This is a genomic window from Providencia sp. PROV080, assembly GCF_033688105.1.
In the GTDB taxonomy this organism is placed as follows: Bacteria; Pseudomonadota; Gammaproteobacteria; order Enterobacterales; family Enterobacteriaceae; genus Providencia; species Providencia zhejiangensis.
This window is the reverse complement of sequence record NZ_CP096346.1, coordinates 3742744-3759865: the sequence shown is the minus strand read 5'-3', so window position 1 is coordinate 3759865 and position 17122 is coordinate 3742744. Positions and strand designations below refer to the sequence as shown.

Here is a 17122-nt window from a genome sequence, read left to right as displayed (position 1 = left end):
AAATAGCAACTTGATTGCTAATAAAATGGTTTTCCGATTAAAACCGCCTAGTAATAAGGTAATGAAAGGGCCGGAAATCGCGATAACCACGACATAAATACTGACAAAAAAACCAACTTGCGGGGCAGTTATATGACGTTGAGTGGATTAATTGAGGTAATAAACCGAACACGGCCACTTCAGTCGTCATAGCACCAAATACGGGCAAAGAAAGGATATTAAGAGTAGAGAAAAAGTTGATCATGGTGGATTTATCTAACAAAAAAAGGCCACTTATGTGGTAATGCTTGTCAGTTAAGTCATTAATATCGCCGTAACGGGTATCGTTGCGGCTTTTTCTTTACCGCCCTAGGGTAATGCCTTTGTCGTCGACTCGGTAGAACAAAACTTCTAGCCATTGCCAATATCCCATTAATGAATTTTGGTATGTTTCCCGGAGCAACCGCGGGAAGCAGGCTCAGTTGGGCACTCAGGTATATCGCAGTTTGTTTAAATCCCATCTGATAGGGCTCTGTATCTTTCAAGCTGTATGCCATCTGAGCCATCATAAACCGCAGTAAGTTATACGCGAGTACCATTCCCCATAACTCTTGATTTACTAAGACGGGCTTTTTGCTCCTCAATGTGAGTTCATTATTCAACATATGCTGCTTCATTTCTCTGAAGCCATGTTCTATTTCCCAACGATGCCCATACAGGTCGACAATATCGGCGTTGGGGTATCGAAGTGGATCACTCATTGATGTTAATATCTGAACCCTCTTCCCATTCACGTCTTTTGTTATCAATCGAGCTCTCAATATCATTGGAGCGTTAGTCCATTTTTTGCGTGCTTGAGGGGATAGACGTAATTCAACTAACTCATCTCCGGAGCCGAGTTTCTCTACGACTAGGTACTGTGAGCCTTTACGTAATGGGAGCATCCAGTGTTTCTCTACGCCAGAGGACTGCCAATGGTGAAGTAACCCCAGAGCATAAAATCCTTTATCAAAAATGGTCAGAGAACTATCCGGGGTTTGCTCTGTCAATTTGGCAGCAAGGCCAATTTCGCTCACCTCGGAAACGCTACCAAAATGTGCGCCCGAAATCAGATGGCTTGTGATCTCCATCTGGCAAACCATGCGAAGTTGCGGCCAATCAGAACGTGAGTGTTCATTGGCTGTTCGCCCAAATACGGCATCATTTTCAGGGGTATCTGGTGTACGCCATAATGTGCCATCGACAGCCATTAGGGTTAATCCGTTCCAGTGTGATAATGGCAGTTTATCAAGCCAGAGCTGACTTGTTTTCTCAAATACTTTACGGACTGCATCTTCCCCTAGCCGTTGACGTGCCTGAACAACGGCACTTGGTGCAACGAAAGGCCGGTTACCTGGTAAAACAATGTCTAAATGAGAAACGAGTTGCGCCATGGAAAGAGAACGAAAAAGGGACATTCCTGTTACAGCCCATACCATCATTTCCATCGGAAGACGGCGTTTTCTTATCGTAACAACCCCAGCATCCACGAGACATTCATCAATAAGTTCAGCGGAAAGGAGGTCCGAAAGGGCTGTAAATTCTGTTGGAGAGAAAGCCTGAACAGTCTCGAGTGCTTGGCTAAGTAACATAAAAAAATCCGTAATTTTTGGAATGATTACGGATTTTTGCAGAACTGTAGGATCGTTCAACTCATTATTTAGTTCTTAACTGATCGGCATTACACTTATGTGGCCTTTATATTGAGTTATAGCGAATTAGTTAAGCAAATCAAATTTTGCTAAGTATTCACCCCAGTCTGCGACACCTTGAAATTCAAAGCCGACACTTTGGTAAAAATGATGCGCACCAAGGTTATCAATGTGATAGCCAATCATAATGGCTGGAATTTTCTCTTGATTTGATGACTTTATTTCATCAATCAATACCTGCATCGCTTGCCGACCATAGCCGAGACGTTGGTGCTTCTCGTCTATCATAAAGCGATAAATCCAATAATTGCCATCATCGGGGTCAATACCATACATGACTAACCCCACTAATGTATCTTGATGCTGAATACCTTTAACGATAAACCGAGGTAAAAATTGAACTTCCGCAATTGAATATAAGTTGGAAGCAATAAATTGTGCTTGTTCTTCTGAAACTTGTAAATCAGCACAATCTTCCCAGTTATCTTGATTCAACCCAACGAGTGTTACCATTAACTTCTCCTGTTTAGAGAAGCAAACCTTCTCTAAATTATGAATGAATAGAATATGTTTTGAATGTATTTAGATTATTTTTACGCATGGTAACCCCCTTAGTTCGGATGAGTGATAGGGCCTAATTGGCGACTAAAAATGCGGCTCAAATATGCCGGAATGGCAATAAAATAACAAGATGTATTGAAAAATATATTGTTGGCAGGAAAGTGAATAAAAAAATAGTCCGTATAGCGAATTAGCGCATGATTATTTGGATAAGTTCGGGAAAGTGAAAGGTGATAACACAAAGCAGAAAAAACGCCATTTTCCCGCTTTGTGTTATCTGTTATTAATTACTTACGCACAGCGATCGCTTCGATCTCGATTTTTACATCTTTCGGTAAACGGGCAACTTCAACACAAGAGCGCGCAGGGAAAGGGGCATTATGTTGTTTGAAGAACTCTTCGTAAGTTGCATTCACGGTTGCGAAATCGTTTAAATCTTTCACAAAGACCGTGGTTTTCACAATATTAGCAGCGCTAAGACCCGCTTTTTCTAAGATAGCAGCAACATTCGCCAGTGATTGGCGAGTTTGTGCAGCGATATCTTCAGGAACTTCCCCCGTTTTTGGATCAACAGGGATCTGACCTGAAGTGATAACCATACTGCCTAGGTCAACACCTTGTACATAAGGGCCGATTGCTGCTGGTGCATTTTCTGTACTGATTTCGTATGACATAATGACTCCATTTAAGCAGATAAAATTAGCGTGATAGATGAAACATAGTATAAAGCTTTGCTATTCACATACAAAGTCGCAGTCTACGTTTATCTTGTTTACTGATTATTGATCACGGCGTCTCTATCGAACTCTTTTTCACAGAATTTGCAGGTTAATGCAACTTCTTTGCCGACTTTTTTCACTCTAAAGCTGCTGGAGACTGGCTCATTATGGCTAATGCAGTTACTGTTTGGACAAATCAGCACATTGTCGATATGTTCCGGTAATCTTAGCTCCAGCTTTTCTACGACTTGGTAGTCCTCAATACGATTGACGGTTGCTTCTGGCGCATACATCGCTAATTGGTTGGCTTGCTCTGGCGTTAAAAAAGTATTTTCAATTTTGATTAAATCTTTTTTACCTAAATTATTCGAAGGCAAATTTAAACCGATAGTAATTCGTTCATCAGTTAATGTCAGTTTAAACAGGCTCAGCAATTTGAAACCAATTTGAGCAGGAATGTGGTCGATGACAGTGCCGCAGCTTATCGCTTCAACTTGTAATTTATGGTCGTGTGTCATGATGGGTTTCTCCTCAGATGGCCAATTCTTTATTTAAAACCAGTGACAGTAAGGCTTGTCTTGCATATATGCCATTGCCTGCTTGTTGGAAGTAGTAAGCATAAGGTGTTTTATCAACATCGACACTGATTTCATCAATGCGCGGTAATGGATGTAATACTTTCAAGTTAGGTTTCGCAACATGCAGATCTGCTGCTCGCAGTACAAATTGTGCTTTAACATTGGCATATTCTGAAGGGTCTAAACGCTCTTTTTGTACTCGAGTCATGTAGAGAATATCGAGTTCAGGCAAGACTTCATCAATATTGTTATGCAGGCTGTATGTAGAACCTTTTTCTTCAAGTAGGTGAAGAATATGCACAGGCATCGATAGGGCTTCCGGAGCGATGAAGTAAAAATGATTGCCCTCGAACTTAGACAGCGCTTGCGTGAGAGAATGCACGGTTCTGCCATATTTTAAGTCACCGACCATGGCCACTTGCAAGTTTTCAAGGCGGCCTTGTGTTTCTTGAATAGTAAATAAATCCAATAGCGTTTGTGTTGGATGCTGATTTGAACCATCACCCGCATTGATAACGGGAATATTGCCTGAAAATTGGCTAGCTAAACGTGCGGCACCTTCTTGTGGATGACGCATCACAATGGCATCCACATATTGGCTAATGACCGAAATAGTATCGGCGAGCGTTTCACCTTTTTTACCTAACGAAGTGTTCGAACTGTCAGAAAATCCGACAACAGATGCCCCTAAGCGATGAATGGCTGTTTCAAAGGATAAACGCGTACGGGTCGATGCCTCGAAGAAACAACTGGCGATAACTTTATGTTTTAGAAATTCAGGTTGTGGTTGTTGTTTTAAAGAAGCGGCAACCTTGAGCACGAGCTCAAGATCGGCGCGATCTAAATCATTAATTGAAATTATATCGCGATGGTATAAAGGGTTCGGCATCGTTGTTCTCCTGTGTCAGCAAGACGTGTTAGGTGATAGGCCAAAAAAAAGCCCCTCAATGAGGGGCTTTTCTTGAAATACGGAGGGGAAAAACAGGCTGTCCAGACCGCCAGAAGGCAGTGCAATGGAGGTGTTCTTTGAAACAAATAGAGCAACAGCGTTCATGGTTTCTCCCGGCAAATTGTGGCGCATTATACGCGTGTCTCCTCTCGACGCAAGCGTTTGCATACAGAAAAATAAATTTTTTTACTGGTATGCTGATATTCCTTTTTTGTTATTTTGTATAAAAATAATAAAATCAGAGAGCTATTCATTATTGGCTAAGTCGCTTAGCGATCCTCTCTAATTTGACCATTAACAAAAGCGTCACGCTGACTAACACAATGGTGAGTGCGGCACCATCGGCAATATTTCCTCTATCCGTTAAACTGAAAATTGACACAGGCAGTGTTGCCCAACCAGGGGGATACAGCATCATGGTTGCACCTAGCTCCCCTAAAGATAATGATAAGCTCAGGGCTAATGCGGATATCATCCATGGCATCAATAATGGCAATGTAATGCGGTATAAGCGATACCAAGGCGTAGCCCCTAAGCTGAAGGCTACATTTTCAATATCAGGTGAAATACGGGTCAATCCCGTTGAAATATTACTAAACGTGAAGGCGCTGATTAGGACAAAGTGGGCGGAAAAGACAATCCAGAAGGTGCCATTCATTTGTAAATAGCCTTGGCTGAATGCCACTAAGATTCCCAATCCAATAGACACTGACGGAATTGCGCTAGGTAAATAAAAGGCAATCCCAAGATACTTTTGAAATTTGGCGGAATATTGACGTAAGGCTAAAGCCGCCCATAAGCCACAAAATAAAGCAAATAAGCTGGCACTAAAACCAATAGTGAGACTGGATAAAATCGCATCCCATGCAGGACCCTGAAACGCATTCACAAAGTGGATGAATGTAAAACCAGAGGGTAATAAGCCATTCCACTGTTGGCTAAAACTCGACATTAAAATAATCACTAATGGCAGTAAGAAGAGAATGGCAAATAGGGTGATAGCTATTATTGCGGCAATTATACGTCCTTTTTTAGACCAAATTAGCATGATGATCTCCTCATATTAATGCGACCGGCAGCCATTCGATAGAGTGAAAATAAGCCAAGTGACAGCAAGATATTAATTAAAGCGATCAGGCAGGCAACACTGTAATTCGATTCAAGAATAGCCTTGCTGTACACCATCATAGGCAAGGTGTTTACCCCTTTCGCGCCAATAAATAAGACGATGCCAAACTCATTGGTCGTTAGCAGTAAACAAAGGCTTCCTCCTGCCAGAAGGGCGGGAAGTGCAGCAGGAAAAATCACTTGGCAGATGACTCTAGCCGGATGTGCACCTAGGATACTGGCCGCTTCTAATTGGCTTTTATCTATTTGACGTAGAGCCGCCATTAAGGGGCGCATTATTAAAGGGGTAAAGACGGTAATTTCAGCCAAAATAACGCCATTTACCGAGTATAAAAAGTCGACGGGCGGTAATTCGACATCAAAGAGTGCCATTAAGGTTCCATTGAGTAAGCCTGCGGAGCCATAAATGAAGGTAAAAGCGAGTGTAATTAAAAAAGTTGGCAGTGCGATAAAAGTATCAATAACTTGTGTGATAAACCGACTGCCTGTAAAAGGTATAAAAACCAATATGAGAGAGAGAATACTACCAATAATTAAGCAGCCTAATGTGGCAAAAACAGCAATGTAGAGGGTATTAATTAAGCCATTGATAAAACGGCGTGATTCAATAACTTCCCAAAAAGTCTCTAATCCCCATTGCCCTTGCTCAGTGTGCAATGCCTGCTCTGTAATCAACAATAATGGATAAAAAAATAGAGTGGCTAATACTAACAGAGGTAATAATATCCAAAAATAGGGTTTAATATTGTTGGATGACTGATGGGTCTCGATAGCTTGTGACATGTCACGCCTCAATTAAAATCGTATTGGCGGGTGAAAACCATAAAGTAAGCTGATCACCAATGCGGGGGCTAGGATGTAAGTGAGTGATCGCAACACTGATTGTTTCATTCGCAACTTGGCAAATTAAATGCGTCAAATCTCCCTTCCAACTGATTGAACGTAGGGTGGCATTCAGTTGATTAGTGGTATCAGAGCGAGACGATAAACTAATGTGCTGTGGGCGAATACAGACCAGTTTATGCGTTCCCGTGCGCAGATCAGCGCCTTGCGCTTCAATTAATGTTCCTAAGCAGCTCACGCTAATTTGGCCTACCTTGGCAGAGGCGCCAAGAACAGTGGCAGGTAAAATATTCGCTCGACCTAAAAACTCAGCAGCGAAGCGGTTTGGTGGCTGATGGTAAAGGGCATTTTTTTCACCATGAGCCACCATATAACCGTCTTTCATAATGCCAATTTTATCACCTAAAGCGAGTGCTTCAGTTTGGTCATGTGTGACATAAAGAATCGTTAAATCAGGAAGTTCATGATGTAAGCGGGCGATTTCTTCTACCATATTATGGCGGATTTGTGCGTCTAAAGCCGAAAGCGGTTCATCGAGTAGCAACACTCGTGGACGAACCGCAATCGCGCGTGCGATGGCAACTCGCTGCTGCTGCCCACCTGAAAGTTGGTGAGGATAGCGTGTTGCATAATCGGTCATGCCGACAATTTTTAGTGCTTCAGTAACACGCTCATTAATTAATGCCTTAGGTTGTTTTTGTGCGCGTAGGCCAAAAGCAACATTCTCTTCCACCTTCATATGTGGGAAGAGTGCATAATTTTGTACTACCATGCCTAGCCCCCGTTGATAGGGAGGAAGGTGGGTAATATCCGTATCACCAATTAAAATACGCCCGCTGTCCGGTTGAGCAAAACCTGCAATAGCACGTAAAACAGTTGTTTTTCCTGACCCTGAAGGGCCGATAAGGACCAATATCTCACCTGATTCTATGGTGAGAGATAACGGCTTGAGTACGACATTATCATGATAAGAGACTCTCAATGATTCGAGAGTAATACCTGAATGCTCAGTCGTTTGCGTAGAGGAACTTGTTTTTCTTTTCATCAACATACGTATATCACTCGCTTTCAGTCACTTGTTGCCAACGTGAAATATCATCTGAAAGTGAAATGGCCACCTCATTCCAATCTGGTTGCCAACTTTTTACACCATCGATGGTTTTCATTACTGTTCGGTACTGTTCATCGGTTGGTGTGATATCGGTTCGGACAGGGATCCCCCATGAAAGCTCACTCACTCGATTTTGTGATTGTTTATCTAATAAAAAGTTAATCAGCTTTTTGCCATTTTCGGTTTCTGGGCCATTTTGGACTAGGCCTATGACATAAGGCAGAACAAGTGTGCTGCGTTCACCTTGCTTATCTTCCGGCCAAAATATTTTCACATTAGGGTTACGCGCCATTTGTGATAAGTTCATTTGCAAATCGCCATTTGCTACGTATAACTCACCTTTATTGACTAAAGCGGTAAGTTTGCCGGTTGATGCAGAAGGGCCCACATTGTTAGCTTGTAGCTTCCCTAAGTAGTCAAAACCAGCCTCTTTGCTCCCAAAGCTATGGAATACTTGCAGCATAACAGCGGTACCATCACCTGCTTGTCCTGGGGTGGAATATTGCAGCTTGTTTTTAAATCGATTATCTAACAGCGCATTCCAATTTTTTGGCGGTGTTTTTAACAGCTTTTCGTTATAAATGAACGTCAGGTAATTATTGACGAGAGGGCTGTAATAAGGGGTTGAGTTAGGGATATGTGGAGCAGCATCTGGGGTAAATTTAGCTAATAAATTGCTGGTGGCGGCACGTTGAATAAAAGGCGGAACGGTGACTAATACATCGGCTTGGGGGTTAGTTCGCTCTTTCGCAAGGCGCTCGACAATGGCACCAGAACCACTCTCCACATATTGTACTTTAATGCCCGTCTGCTTCGTAAACGCATTAAACTGGTTTTGATACCAGCTATTGTTGCCATCATGCAGGCCGTCTGCTGAATAAACGGTAACCACAGAATCGGCCCAAGAGGGGGCTGAACATAGCGCAGCCATCAACAAACAAGAAAGGCGAGAAAACGTCATGATGATCTCCTATTAACGAAAATGAAGTCTGGTATATACCAGTTTCTTTTACGCTAACCAGAGATTGTGACAAAAAGATGAAATAATCCAATTTTTATAAAAAATGATATCGACTACAGGGTTTCCACCTCAATACGTAAACTATCATGACGCCAGTATTCCACATCATAATCAAGGATCCGCCCATACTGATCATAGTTCAAACGTTGTAATAGCAAGGCAGGCCGGCCAGCTGTCACCCCAAGTGCATGAGCAGCTTGTAGGGGCATGGCAGTTGGATAAAACGAAAGATGCATACTGGTATAAATCAAATTGTAATGGGTTTCATATATTTCAGTGAGACTGCCATTTAGGTCATGCCTTAACAATTCTGGCACTCGGGCAGGTAAGCAGTGATTTTCACAATAACAAACTGCACGCTCATCCGCGAAACGTAAACGTGTGAGTAAATAAATGGGTTCAAAAGGCTCCAATGCTAATGGTTTTGCAATTTCACTTGGCACAGTGACGACACGCCCATCCAAAAGTAGGGTTTTAGGCTGGCGTCTTTGTTCAAGACACAATTTGTGAAAATTGGTGTTTTGAGTAGGGTTAAGCCACAGTCTCTCCGGCGTGACAAACCAGCCCCGACGCTCAGAACGATAGATCACACCACTGGCTTCTAGCTGTGCCAAACTTTCACGAATCGTTACCCTTGTTGTGTTATATATCGCACATAATTCGCGTTCTGATGGCAATTTATCACCACTTTTCAGTGCACCATTTTGAATCTTTGCCTGTAATTGCGCGGTGATTAGGCGATATTGTGGTTGCTCTTCTATGGTTGGTTTCATGTGTTTTCACCAAGTTGAAATTCATTTGTATTATACAGAGTTATATGAATTTTTTGTTGCAATGTCATTTTTCCTTTGACCTTTAGTGATAAGTATACGCATTATATTTGCCATCTGGTATAGACCAACAGGTGAGTTGAATGTCTGCAAATCATTATTTGTTATTAACCCCAGGCCCACTGACCACATCAAAAACCGTCAAAGAGGCGATGTTACTCGATAGTTGTACATGGGATGATGATTATAATCTTGGCGTTGTGCAATCGATTCGTCAGCAGCTGACATCGCTAGCAACAACAACGTCTGGATATACAACCGTTTTATTACAAGGTAGTGGTAGTTTTGCTGTAGAAGCGGTATTGGGAAGCACAATGCGTCAGCATGATAAAGTGCTGATTATCAGTAACGGCGCTTATGGTGTACGTATGGCTGAAATGGCACAGCGTATGGATATTGCTCATCATGTGTATGATTGTGGGGAAACCTCGTTACCGGATGCTGCGGTAATTGAGCAGCTATTGCAGGACGATGAACAAATCACACACATTGCGATGGTGCATTGTGAGACAACAACAGGAATATTAAACCCAGTTGAAGCGGTCGGTAGGCTAGCTAAACAATATCGTAAACGTTATATCCTTGATGCCATGAGTAGTTTTGGAGGCATTCCCATGGATATTGCGGAGCTTAACGTTGATTTTATGATCAGCTCAGCCAACAAATGTATTCAAGGGGTACCTGGTTTTGCTTTTGTGATTGCTCGTGTTGACCAGTTACTTGTCTGTAAAAAGTATTCACGTTCATTATCGTTAGATCTCTATGAGCAGTGGGAGTGCATGGAAAAATACCATGGTAAATGGCGTTTTACATCTCCAACTCATACGGTGCTGGCTTTTGCACAAGCCTTAAAAGAGCTAGAACAAGAAGGGGGAATTACTGCTCGTTACCAACGTTATTCACAAAACCAACGTCAATTAGTCACGGGGATGCGTCAATTAGGCTTTGAAACCTTACTTAAGGATGATTGGCAATCTCCTATCATCACGGCTTTTTATTCACCTAAAGCTGCTGATTATCATTTCAAGCAATTTTATGAACGATTGAAAGCTCAAGGCTTCGTTATTTACCCCGGTAAAGTTTCGCAAAGTGATTGTTTTCGTATTGGGAACATTGGTGAAGTGTATCAACAAGATATTGCCGCATTACTCGTTGCAATCAAGCAGGCTATTTACTGGGAAAATAAGGAGTCAGTATGAAGCGTATTAATGCAGTCGTTTTAGATTGGGCAGGGACTACCGTTGATTTTGGTTCTTTTGCGCCAACCCAAATTTTTATTGAGGCATTTCATGGCGTGTTTGATATCGATATTACGCTTGCAGAGGCTCGTATACCTATGGGGCTAGGCAAATGGCAACATATTGAAGCGTTAGGAAAACTACCAACAATTGATGCACGTTGGCAGCACAGGTTTGGTCGTTCAATGACGACCGATGATATTAATGCCATTTATGAGGCATTTATGCCGTTGCAAATTGCTAAAGTCGTCGATTTTGCTGCTCCAATTGAAGGGGTTGTCGATACAGTTAGTATATTGCGTGCATCTGGGATCAAAATCGGTTCTTGTTCTGGCTATCCGCGAGCCGTGATGGAAAAATTGGTTCCAGCAGCAGAAAAATTAGGCTATAGACCGGACTATTGGATTGCGAGTGATGACTTAGTGGCTGGTGGTCGCCCAGGTCCATGGATGGCACTACAAAATATTATTGAGTTAGGTATCGACTCGGTTGCTCATTGTATTAAGGTTGATGATGCCGCACCTGGTATTGAAGAAGGGCGTAATGCAGGGATGTGGAGTGTTGGCCTCGCTTTATCAGGGAATGAGTTTGGTAAAACATGGGATGAATATCAACGCATGTCAGCCGATGACGTTGCGCATTTGCGTCAGCAAGCCGCCAATAAGTTATTTGCCGCAGGTGCGCACTATGTTATTGATACATTAGCTGATCTACCTGACCTCATAGAGAAGATAAATGTGCGACTGGCTAATGGCGAAAGACCCTAAGTGGCCGTATCGCTTATAGGTTGAGTTCGAATCGGTACAATATTGTGGCGCCTATTATCTCGATGTCTATTAGTAGGCACCACAGCTTCAAATACAGATTCGAATACAGCTTCAAATAAGTGCCGACCTAATCTATACAATTAAATGATACCACTCGGTAATTCAGGTGCTAATGTTGCAACCATTACCGCTTTTATTGTATGCAAGCGGTTTTCCGCTTCATCGAACACAATACTGTATGGAGATTCAAAAACCTCTTCAGTGACTTCCAGTCCACCCCACAGATTAAACTCTTGGGCAAGTTGAGCGCCGAGCGTTGTGTCTTCGTTATGAAATGCGGGTAAACAATGTAGGAATTTAACATCAGGGTTACCGGTTAACTGAATCGTATCCATATTCACTTGATACGGTTTAAGCAAATGAATCCGTTCGGCCCAAACCGCTTTTGCTTCCCCCATTGACACCCAAACATCGGTATACAGGAAATCAGCATCTTTAACACCTTCTGCAACATTTTCAGTGAGCGTGATTTTTCCTCCTGTTTTCAACGCTGCTTTTTGACAAATTTCAACGAGTTCTGCTTCTGGCCAACAACTTTTTGGTGCGACTAAACGAACATCCATGCCTGTGAGCGCCGCAGCCTCTAACATGGAATTTCCCATGTTGTTACGAGCATCGCCTAAATAAGCAAATTTGATCTCTGAAAGAGGTTTGTTTGGTTGATGTTCTTGGATGGTCAGTAGGTCGGCCAATAACTGTGTGGGATGGAATTCATTTGTTAATCCATTCCATACAGGCACTCCCGAATGCGCAGCTAAAGTTTCAACCGTTGATTGACTAAAACCCCGATATTGGATCCCATCATACATCCGTCCTAAAACCCTTGCGGTATCTTTCATGGTTTCTTTGTGACCAATTTGGCTACCTGAAGGGCCTAAGTAAGTGACTCTTGCACCTTGGTCAAAAGCACCGACTTCAAAGGCGCAGCGTGTACGAGTAGAATCTTTTTCAAAAATAAGGGCGATGTTTTTGCCTGTGAGCAGTGGGGTTTCGAGTCCGGCTTTCTTTTGTGCTTTTAACCAAGCTGATAGTTTTAATAATGAATGAATTTCGTTGGGTGTAAAATCAAGTAACCTAAGAAAATGCTTTTTATAGAAGGGGTTCATAAAATGCAGCCTTTTGTGATTGAATTAATATTCAATTTATATTCATAAAAATTCAAAATCAACCCCTGTAAGAAAAGAAATTATTCATTCAGGTATGGTGTCACTGGCAGCCCTATGGGAGAATGGCCCAGAGACTAGCGATAATGAAAAAAGAGGTGTGGATATGGTGGATAAAGCTGAATTAGAGGCTCAATACGAAGAAACTCGTCTAATTATAGAAGAATTACTGGAAGATGGCAGTGATCCTGATGCATTGTATGCAATTGAACACCATTTCTCTGCTGATAATTTTGAATTATTAGAAAAAGCAGCCGTAGAAGCTTTTAAATTAGGTTATGAAGTCACTGATGCGGAAGAGTTGGAAGTTGAAAACGGTGTGACGCTGATGTGCTGTGATGTGATTAGTGAGAGTGCATTAAACGCAGAGCTGATAGATGCTCAAGTTGAACAACTGATGAAATTGGCTGAAAAACTCGGAATCAACTATGACGGCTGGGGAACTTATTTCGAAGATCCTGATGCTGAATATGATGATGAAGAAGGTGATGACGACGAAGGTGATCGAATCCACTAATTCAATAAGCTAAGATTCAACTCCCTATGTGCCTGCTCTTGTAAAATCAACAAAAGCAGGCATTTTGCTATCAACAGTCACTAAAATCGTTAACGTAGTAGGCGTGAAAGGCCATTAAAGAAGGTATCGTCGATAAATGTCTTAGAACGTCGACTACACATTTATTCGCCTGATATCTGTTCTTATCACTGATTATTCTGGATCTGCTGGATATCCCGCCGTACTGAGGGCTGTACGGAAAATACTTTCTTCCATATTGCTGGTGATCTGCACTTTTTTTGTTGAGGGATCGGCGTCCACTTGCGCATTGCCATCAATATCCAAAATGATTTTTGTGATTGATTTAGCGCAGCCGCCACATGCCATTTTCGGTATTGTAAGACTTATCATTTTTCTAACTCCTATGATTAACATTATGATAAATATAAAGCTTTACCCTATTGGAAGGTCAATCAGTTTTTACTGAATGCGCGGGAAAATTGCCAAACAGCCCCTTTTTGACCTCTTGGGTTTCAAGGTATTCATGTGAATTAACTAAATTTTCAATAATCGGGCAATCAGGATCATCATTACCATGGCAGTGTCGAGTGAGAGCTTCAAGCGTATTTGCGATACCTTGCAGCTCATGAATCTTTCTTTTTAATTCAGAAAGGTGTGTTAGTGCCATATTTTTAACATCGGCGCTAGCACGCTCTCTATTGCGCCATAGGCACAATAAAACTGAAATCTGCTCGGTTGAGAAACCTAGCGAACGCGCACGGCGAATAAGATTCAGGCTATTAACGTCCGATTGGTTGTAATAGCGATACCCTGCGGTTGTGCGCTTTGCTTTGGGGAGCAAGCCCGTCTGTTCGTAATAACGGATCATTTTTGCTGAGATACCAGAAAGTTTGGCTGCTTGACCAATATTCATTATTTTATCTCCTCAACAATCGGATACTTTAAGAAATAAAATTGCTAGTTCTTTGTTGTCGCTTGTTTAAGAATCGCCATAATGCTCGGTTTTTGCGATGAAAAAGTGCCATAAAAGATATGCTCACCAATGAGGGTAATCGGTGCGACGCGTACACCCGTTCGAGCTTTGGCTTCTGCCATTATTTGCGGGTCTGTCAGGTCGCGCTCTTCAAATGAGAGTTGTTCTTTCACCAACCACTCTTTGAGCAATTTGCAGTCAGGGCACGTTGGTGTGGTATAAATCAGAATTGGCGGTTGTGGTGTGAGCGTCATCGTGATCTCCTTTTTACGGATATAGCCAGACTTAATACAGTCTGGCTATTAAAATGATTTATTGAGTGGCGCTATCTTTCATTGGTGCTTGAAAGCGTTTTAGGCGTAAGGCATTACCCAATACGAAGACACTGGAAAGTGCCATTGCTGCCGCAGCCAGAATAGGTGAAAGCAGGGTACCGTTAATTGGATAGAGCAAGCCTGCTGCCACAGGGATCAATAGCGCATTGTAAGCAAAGGCCCAAAACAGGTTCTGTTTGATGTTGCGGATAGTTGCTTGGCTTAATGCAATTGCATCGACAACACCACGTAGATCCCCAGACATCAATACAACATCCGCAGCTTCAATAGCGACATCTGTTCCTGTACCGATTGCTAATCCAACATCGGCTTCGGCAAGTGCAGGTGCATCGTTAATTCCATCGCCAACAAACGCGACTTTATTGTGATTACGACGAAACTGTTTTAAAGCTGCAACCTTACCATCTGGCAAGACTTCCGCTGCCACTTCATCAATGCCAAGCTGTTTAGCGATAGCAGCGGCTGTCGCAGTATTATCACCGGTGATCATTGCTACTCTTAACCCTAAAGCGTGTAATGCATTGATAGCTTCTGGCGTTGTTTCTTTAATTGGGTCAGCAACGGCGATAATTGCTGCTAACCGTCCATCAATAGCTGCGTAGAGTGGACTTTTTCCTTGTTCACCTAGGCGTTGCGCAGATTGCTGGAAGTGACTCACATCCAATCCAAGCTGTTTCATAAAGCGATCGGCACCAACAGAGATGGCACGACCACTGACTTTTGCCGAGATACCAAATCCTGGAACGGCTTCAAACTCTTCTATAGCCGCCAGTGCAAGACCTTTGTCGTTTGCAGCAGTCACAATCGCTTCAGCTATCGGATGTTCAGAGCGCGTTTCGATGGCAGCAACTAAGGACAAAACCTCATCATATTCAAAGCCGTCAGCTGGGATCAGGTCAGTGAGTTCTGGACGACCTTTCGTTAATGTTCCGGTTTTATCAAGAGCGACGACTGTTACATCACGCAGCGCTTGTAAGGCTTCACCTTTGCGAAATAGAACACCTAATTCAGCAGCTCGTCCAGTACCGACCATAATTGAGGTTGGTGTTGCCAGCCCCATCGCACATGGACATGCGATAATTAAAACAGCAACAGCATTAATCAGTGCAAAGGTTAGTGCTGGATCTGGACCAAAAATAAGCCAAATGAAGAAGGTGATCACCGCGCCTGTCATCACCGCAGGAACAAACCACATCGTCACCTTATCAACTAATGCTTGAATAGGTAGTTTTGAGCCTTGTGCTTCTTCTACTAAACGAATGATCTGAGCTAATACGGTGTTCGAACCAATTTTAGTCACTCGGAAACTAAAGGCGCCTGTTTTATTGATGGTGCCCCCAACAACCTCAGAGCCTATTTCTTTGGATACAGGTACAGGTTCACCGGTGATCATGCTTTCATCAACATAAGAAGCCCCTTCAATGACTTCACCATCAACAGGGATTTTCTCGCCTGGGCGCACAAAAACGATATCATTTGTCATGACCTGATCCAGCGGGATCTCAATCATTTTCCCATCACGTTCTACACGGGCCGTTTTAGCTTGTAGCCCAACAAGACGTTTGATGGCTTGGGAGGTTTTGCCTTTTGCGCGGGCTTCTAATGTACGACCGAGCAGAATTAAGGTCACAATAACGACGGCCGCTTCAAAGTATACATTCGCCGTCCCGACAGGCAGCACCTGTGGTATAAAGGTGGCCACCACAGAATAGCCATAGGCAGCGGCTGTACCGACAGCGACAAGTGAGTTCATATCAGGCGCTGCACGTAATAGTGCCGGAACCCCTTTTTGGAAAAAGCGTAAACCAGGGCCGAATAGTACAATGGTCGCGAAGACAAATTGGATATACCAATTGAGTTGTTGTCCAAGGTTCTCCGATACCCAATGATGAATACCTGGAATAAAATGTGAACCCATTTCAATAATAAATACTGGCAATGTGAATATTGCAGCAGTAAATAATGCACGCCGTAGCGAGCGCTCTTCATTCTCACGACGTTCATTGGCTTGATCATTCGCATTAGTCGTTGTTTCTGACAGACGACGAGGTTTATAACCCGCTTGCACTATCGCGGCTTCGAGATCATCGATAGTGACAGCGCCGGAGAAATGGCGAATGCGGGCGCGTTCTGTTGCCAAGTTAACAGTCGCTTCAATAACGCCGGGGATTTGTGATAATGCTTTCTCAACGCGACCAACACAAGATGCACAGGTCATCTCTTCAATCGCTAATTCAGTTGTCTCTTCACGGACTTTATAACCTGAACTCTCTATTGCACGAACAGCCGCAGCCGGATCAGCTTGGCCTTTGAACGTGATGTCTGCACGCTCAGTTGCTAAATTCACGGTTGCCGTTTCAATATTCGTGACAGCGTTTAATGCTTTTTCAACACGACCAACACAGGATGCACAGGTCATGCCTTCTACTGGTAAACTCAGCCTATTAACGGAAGAGTGAGATATATTCGTTGTCATGGACTTACCCTCTTGGATTTCTTCATTACGTAAAGACTAACGTTTACCTTAAGGGGAAGGTCAAGCATTATTTTTAATTATTGTATAGATTGATAATGACCATTTGTAATATATTGTTTTATAGGTGTTTTTTTGCATTGAAAAAGTGGTTCACTAAACTATCCCTGTTTAGTGAACCATTTA

General features: G+C 42.7%; 18 protein-coding genes. 3 read left to right on the top strand and 15 right to left on the bottom strand.

What is annotated here, in order from left to right:
* Window positions 1–302: 302 nt before the first annotated feature.
* From M1F03_RS16890 to phnR, 10 genes are all read right to left on the bottom strand, one after another.
* Window positions 303–1610 carry an IS4 family transposase gene (locus M1F03_RS16890; RefSeq protein ID WP_251465252.1) on the bottom strand — a complete coding sequence of 436 codons (1308 nt, stop codon included), beginning with the start codon at window positions 1608–1610 and terminating at the stop codon, window positions 303–305.
* Between the two features lie 126 nt (window positions 1611–1736).
* Window positions 1737–2183 carry a GNAT family N-acetyltransferase gene (locus tag M1F03_RS16885; RefSeq protein ID WP_154624843.1) on the bottom strand — a complete coding sequence of 149 codons (447 nt, stop codon included), beginning with the start codon at window positions 2181–2183 and terminating at the stop codon, window positions 1737–1739.
* A 335-nt stretch (window positions 2184–2518) separates the two neighbouring features.
* On the bottom strand, window positions 2519–2905 hold the full coding sequence (gene ridA, locus M1F03_RS16880; protein WP_004915899.1) for a 2-iminobutanoate/2-iminopropanoate deaminase: 387 nt from the start codon (window positions 2903–2905) through the stop codon (window positions 2519–2521).
* A gap of 98 nt (window positions 2906–3003) precedes the next feature.
* Entirely contained in the window at window positions 3004–3468 is a 465-nt protein-coding gene (gene pyrI, locus M1F03_RS16875; RefSeq protein WP_154624844.1) for an aspartate carbamoyltransferase regulatory subunit, read from the bottom strand.
* A gap of 13 nt (window positions 3469–3481) precedes the next feature.
* A complete protein-coding gene (gene pyrB, locus M1F03_RS16870) occupies window positions 3482–4417 on the bottom strand; it encodes an aspartate carbamoyltransferase (protein ID WP_154624845.1) in 936 nt (311 codons plus the stop codon).
* Window positions 4418–4730: 313 nt separating this feature from the next.
* A complete protein-coding gene (gene phnV, locus M1F03_RS16865) occupies window positions 4731–5525 on the bottom strand; it encodes a 2-aminoethylphosphonate ABC transport system, membrane component PhnV (protein WP_251464746.1) in 795 nt (264 codons plus the stop codon).
* Window positions 5519–6388: a 2-aminoethylphosphonate ABC transporter permease subunit gene (gene phnU / locus M1F03_RS16860; protein WP_251464745.1), complete on the bottom strand. Its 870-nt coding sequence runs from the start codon at window positions 6386–6388 to the stop codon at window positions 5519–5521. Before phnU ends, phnV begins: the two co-directional genes overlap by 7 nt.
* A gap of 1 nt (window position 6389) precedes the next feature.
* A complete protein-coding gene (phnT, locus tag M1F03_RS16855; protein ID WP_251464744.1) occupies window positions 6390–7499 on the bottom strand; it encodes a 2-aminoethylphosphonate ABC transport system ATP-binding subunit PhnT in 1110 nt (369 codons plus the stop codon).
* A gap of 7 nt (window positions 7500–7506) precedes the next feature.
* Window positions 7507–8520, bottom strand: coding sequence for a 2-aminoethylphosphonate ABC transporter substrate-binding protein (gene phnS, locus M1F03_RS16850; protein WP_251464743.1), 1014 nt, complete (start codon window positions 8518–8520; stop codon window positions 7507–7509).
* 113 nt (window positions 8521–8633) lie between these two features.
* Complete coding sequence (gene phnR / locus M1F03_RS16845; RefSeq protein ID WP_249999435.1) at window positions 8634–9353, bottom strand: phosphonate utilization transcriptional regulator PhnR; 720 nt, start codon at window positions 9351–9353, stop codon at window positions 8634–8636.
* A 140-nt stretch (window positions 9354–9493) separates the two neighbouring features.
* Between phnR and phnW the strand changes: the two genes are divergently transcribed.
* Both phnW and phnX read left to right on the top strand, forming a co-directional pair.
* Window positions 9494–10609 (top strand): 2-aminoethylphosphonate--pyruvate transaminase, encoded by a 1116-nt coding sequence (phnW, locus tag M1F03_RS16840; RefSeq protein WP_251464742.1) that lies wholly within the window; start codon window positions 9494–9496, stop codon window positions 10607–10609.
* A complete protein-coding gene (gene phnX, locus M1F03_RS16835; RefSeq protein WP_251464741.1) occupies window positions 10606–11415 on the top strand; it encodes a phosphonoacetaldehyde hydrolase in 810 nt (269 codons plus the stop codon). Before phnW ends, phnX begins: the two co-directional genes overlap by 4 nt.
* Before the next feature lie 140 nt (window positions 11416–11555).
* On the opposite strand, the gene argF is transcribed toward phnX, so the two are convergent.
* On the bottom strand, window positions 11556–12581 hold the full coding sequence (gene argF / locus M1F03_RS16830; protein ID WP_154624846.1) for an ornithine carbamoyltransferase: 1026 nt from the start codon (window positions 12579–12581) through the stop codon (window positions 11556–11558).
* A 163-nt stretch (window positions 12582–12744) separates the two neighbouring features.
* On the opposite strand from argF, the gene rraB reads away from it, so the two are divergent.
* Window positions 12745–13155: a ribonuclease E inhibitor RraB gene (gene rraB / locus M1F03_RS16825; protein WP_195848196.1), complete on the top strand. Its 411-nt coding sequence runs from the start codon at window positions 12745–12747 to the stop codon at window positions 13153–13155.
* A 192-nt stretch (window positions 13156–13347) separates the two neighbouring features.
* Here the strand turns inward: rraB and M1F03_RS16820 are convergent, their stop codons facing one another.
* From M1F03_RS16820 to M1F03_RS16805, 4 genes are read right to left on the bottom strand one after another with little or no spacing between them, the layout of a single operon-like run.
* Window positions 13348–13545, bottom strand: coding sequence for a heavy-metal-associated domain-containing protein (locus M1F03_RS16820; protein WP_154624848.1), 198 nt, complete (start codon window positions 13543–13545; stop codon window positions 13348–13350).
* Window positions 13546–13603: 58 nt separating this feature from the next.
* On the bottom strand, window positions 13604–14068 hold the full coding sequence (gene cueR, locus M1F03_RS16815; protein ID WP_196713705.1) for a Cu(I)-responsive transcriptional regulator: 465 nt from the start codon (window positions 14066–14068) through the stop codon (window positions 13604–13606).
* A gap of 44 nt (window positions 14069–14112) precedes the next feature.
* Window positions 14113–14382 (bottom strand): glutaredoxin family protein, encoded by a 270-nt coding sequence (locus M1F03_RS16810; protein ID WP_163863173.1) that lies wholly within the window; start codon window positions 14380–14382, stop codon window positions 14113–14115.
* A gap of 58 nt (window positions 14383–14440) precedes the next feature.
* Window positions 14441–16939: a heavy metal translocating P-type ATPase gene (locus M1F03_RS16805; protein WP_318840025.1), complete on the bottom strand. Its 2499-nt coding sequence runs from the start codon at window positions 16937–16939 to the stop codon at window positions 14441–14443.
* Window positions 16940–17122 lie beyond the last annotated feature (183 nt).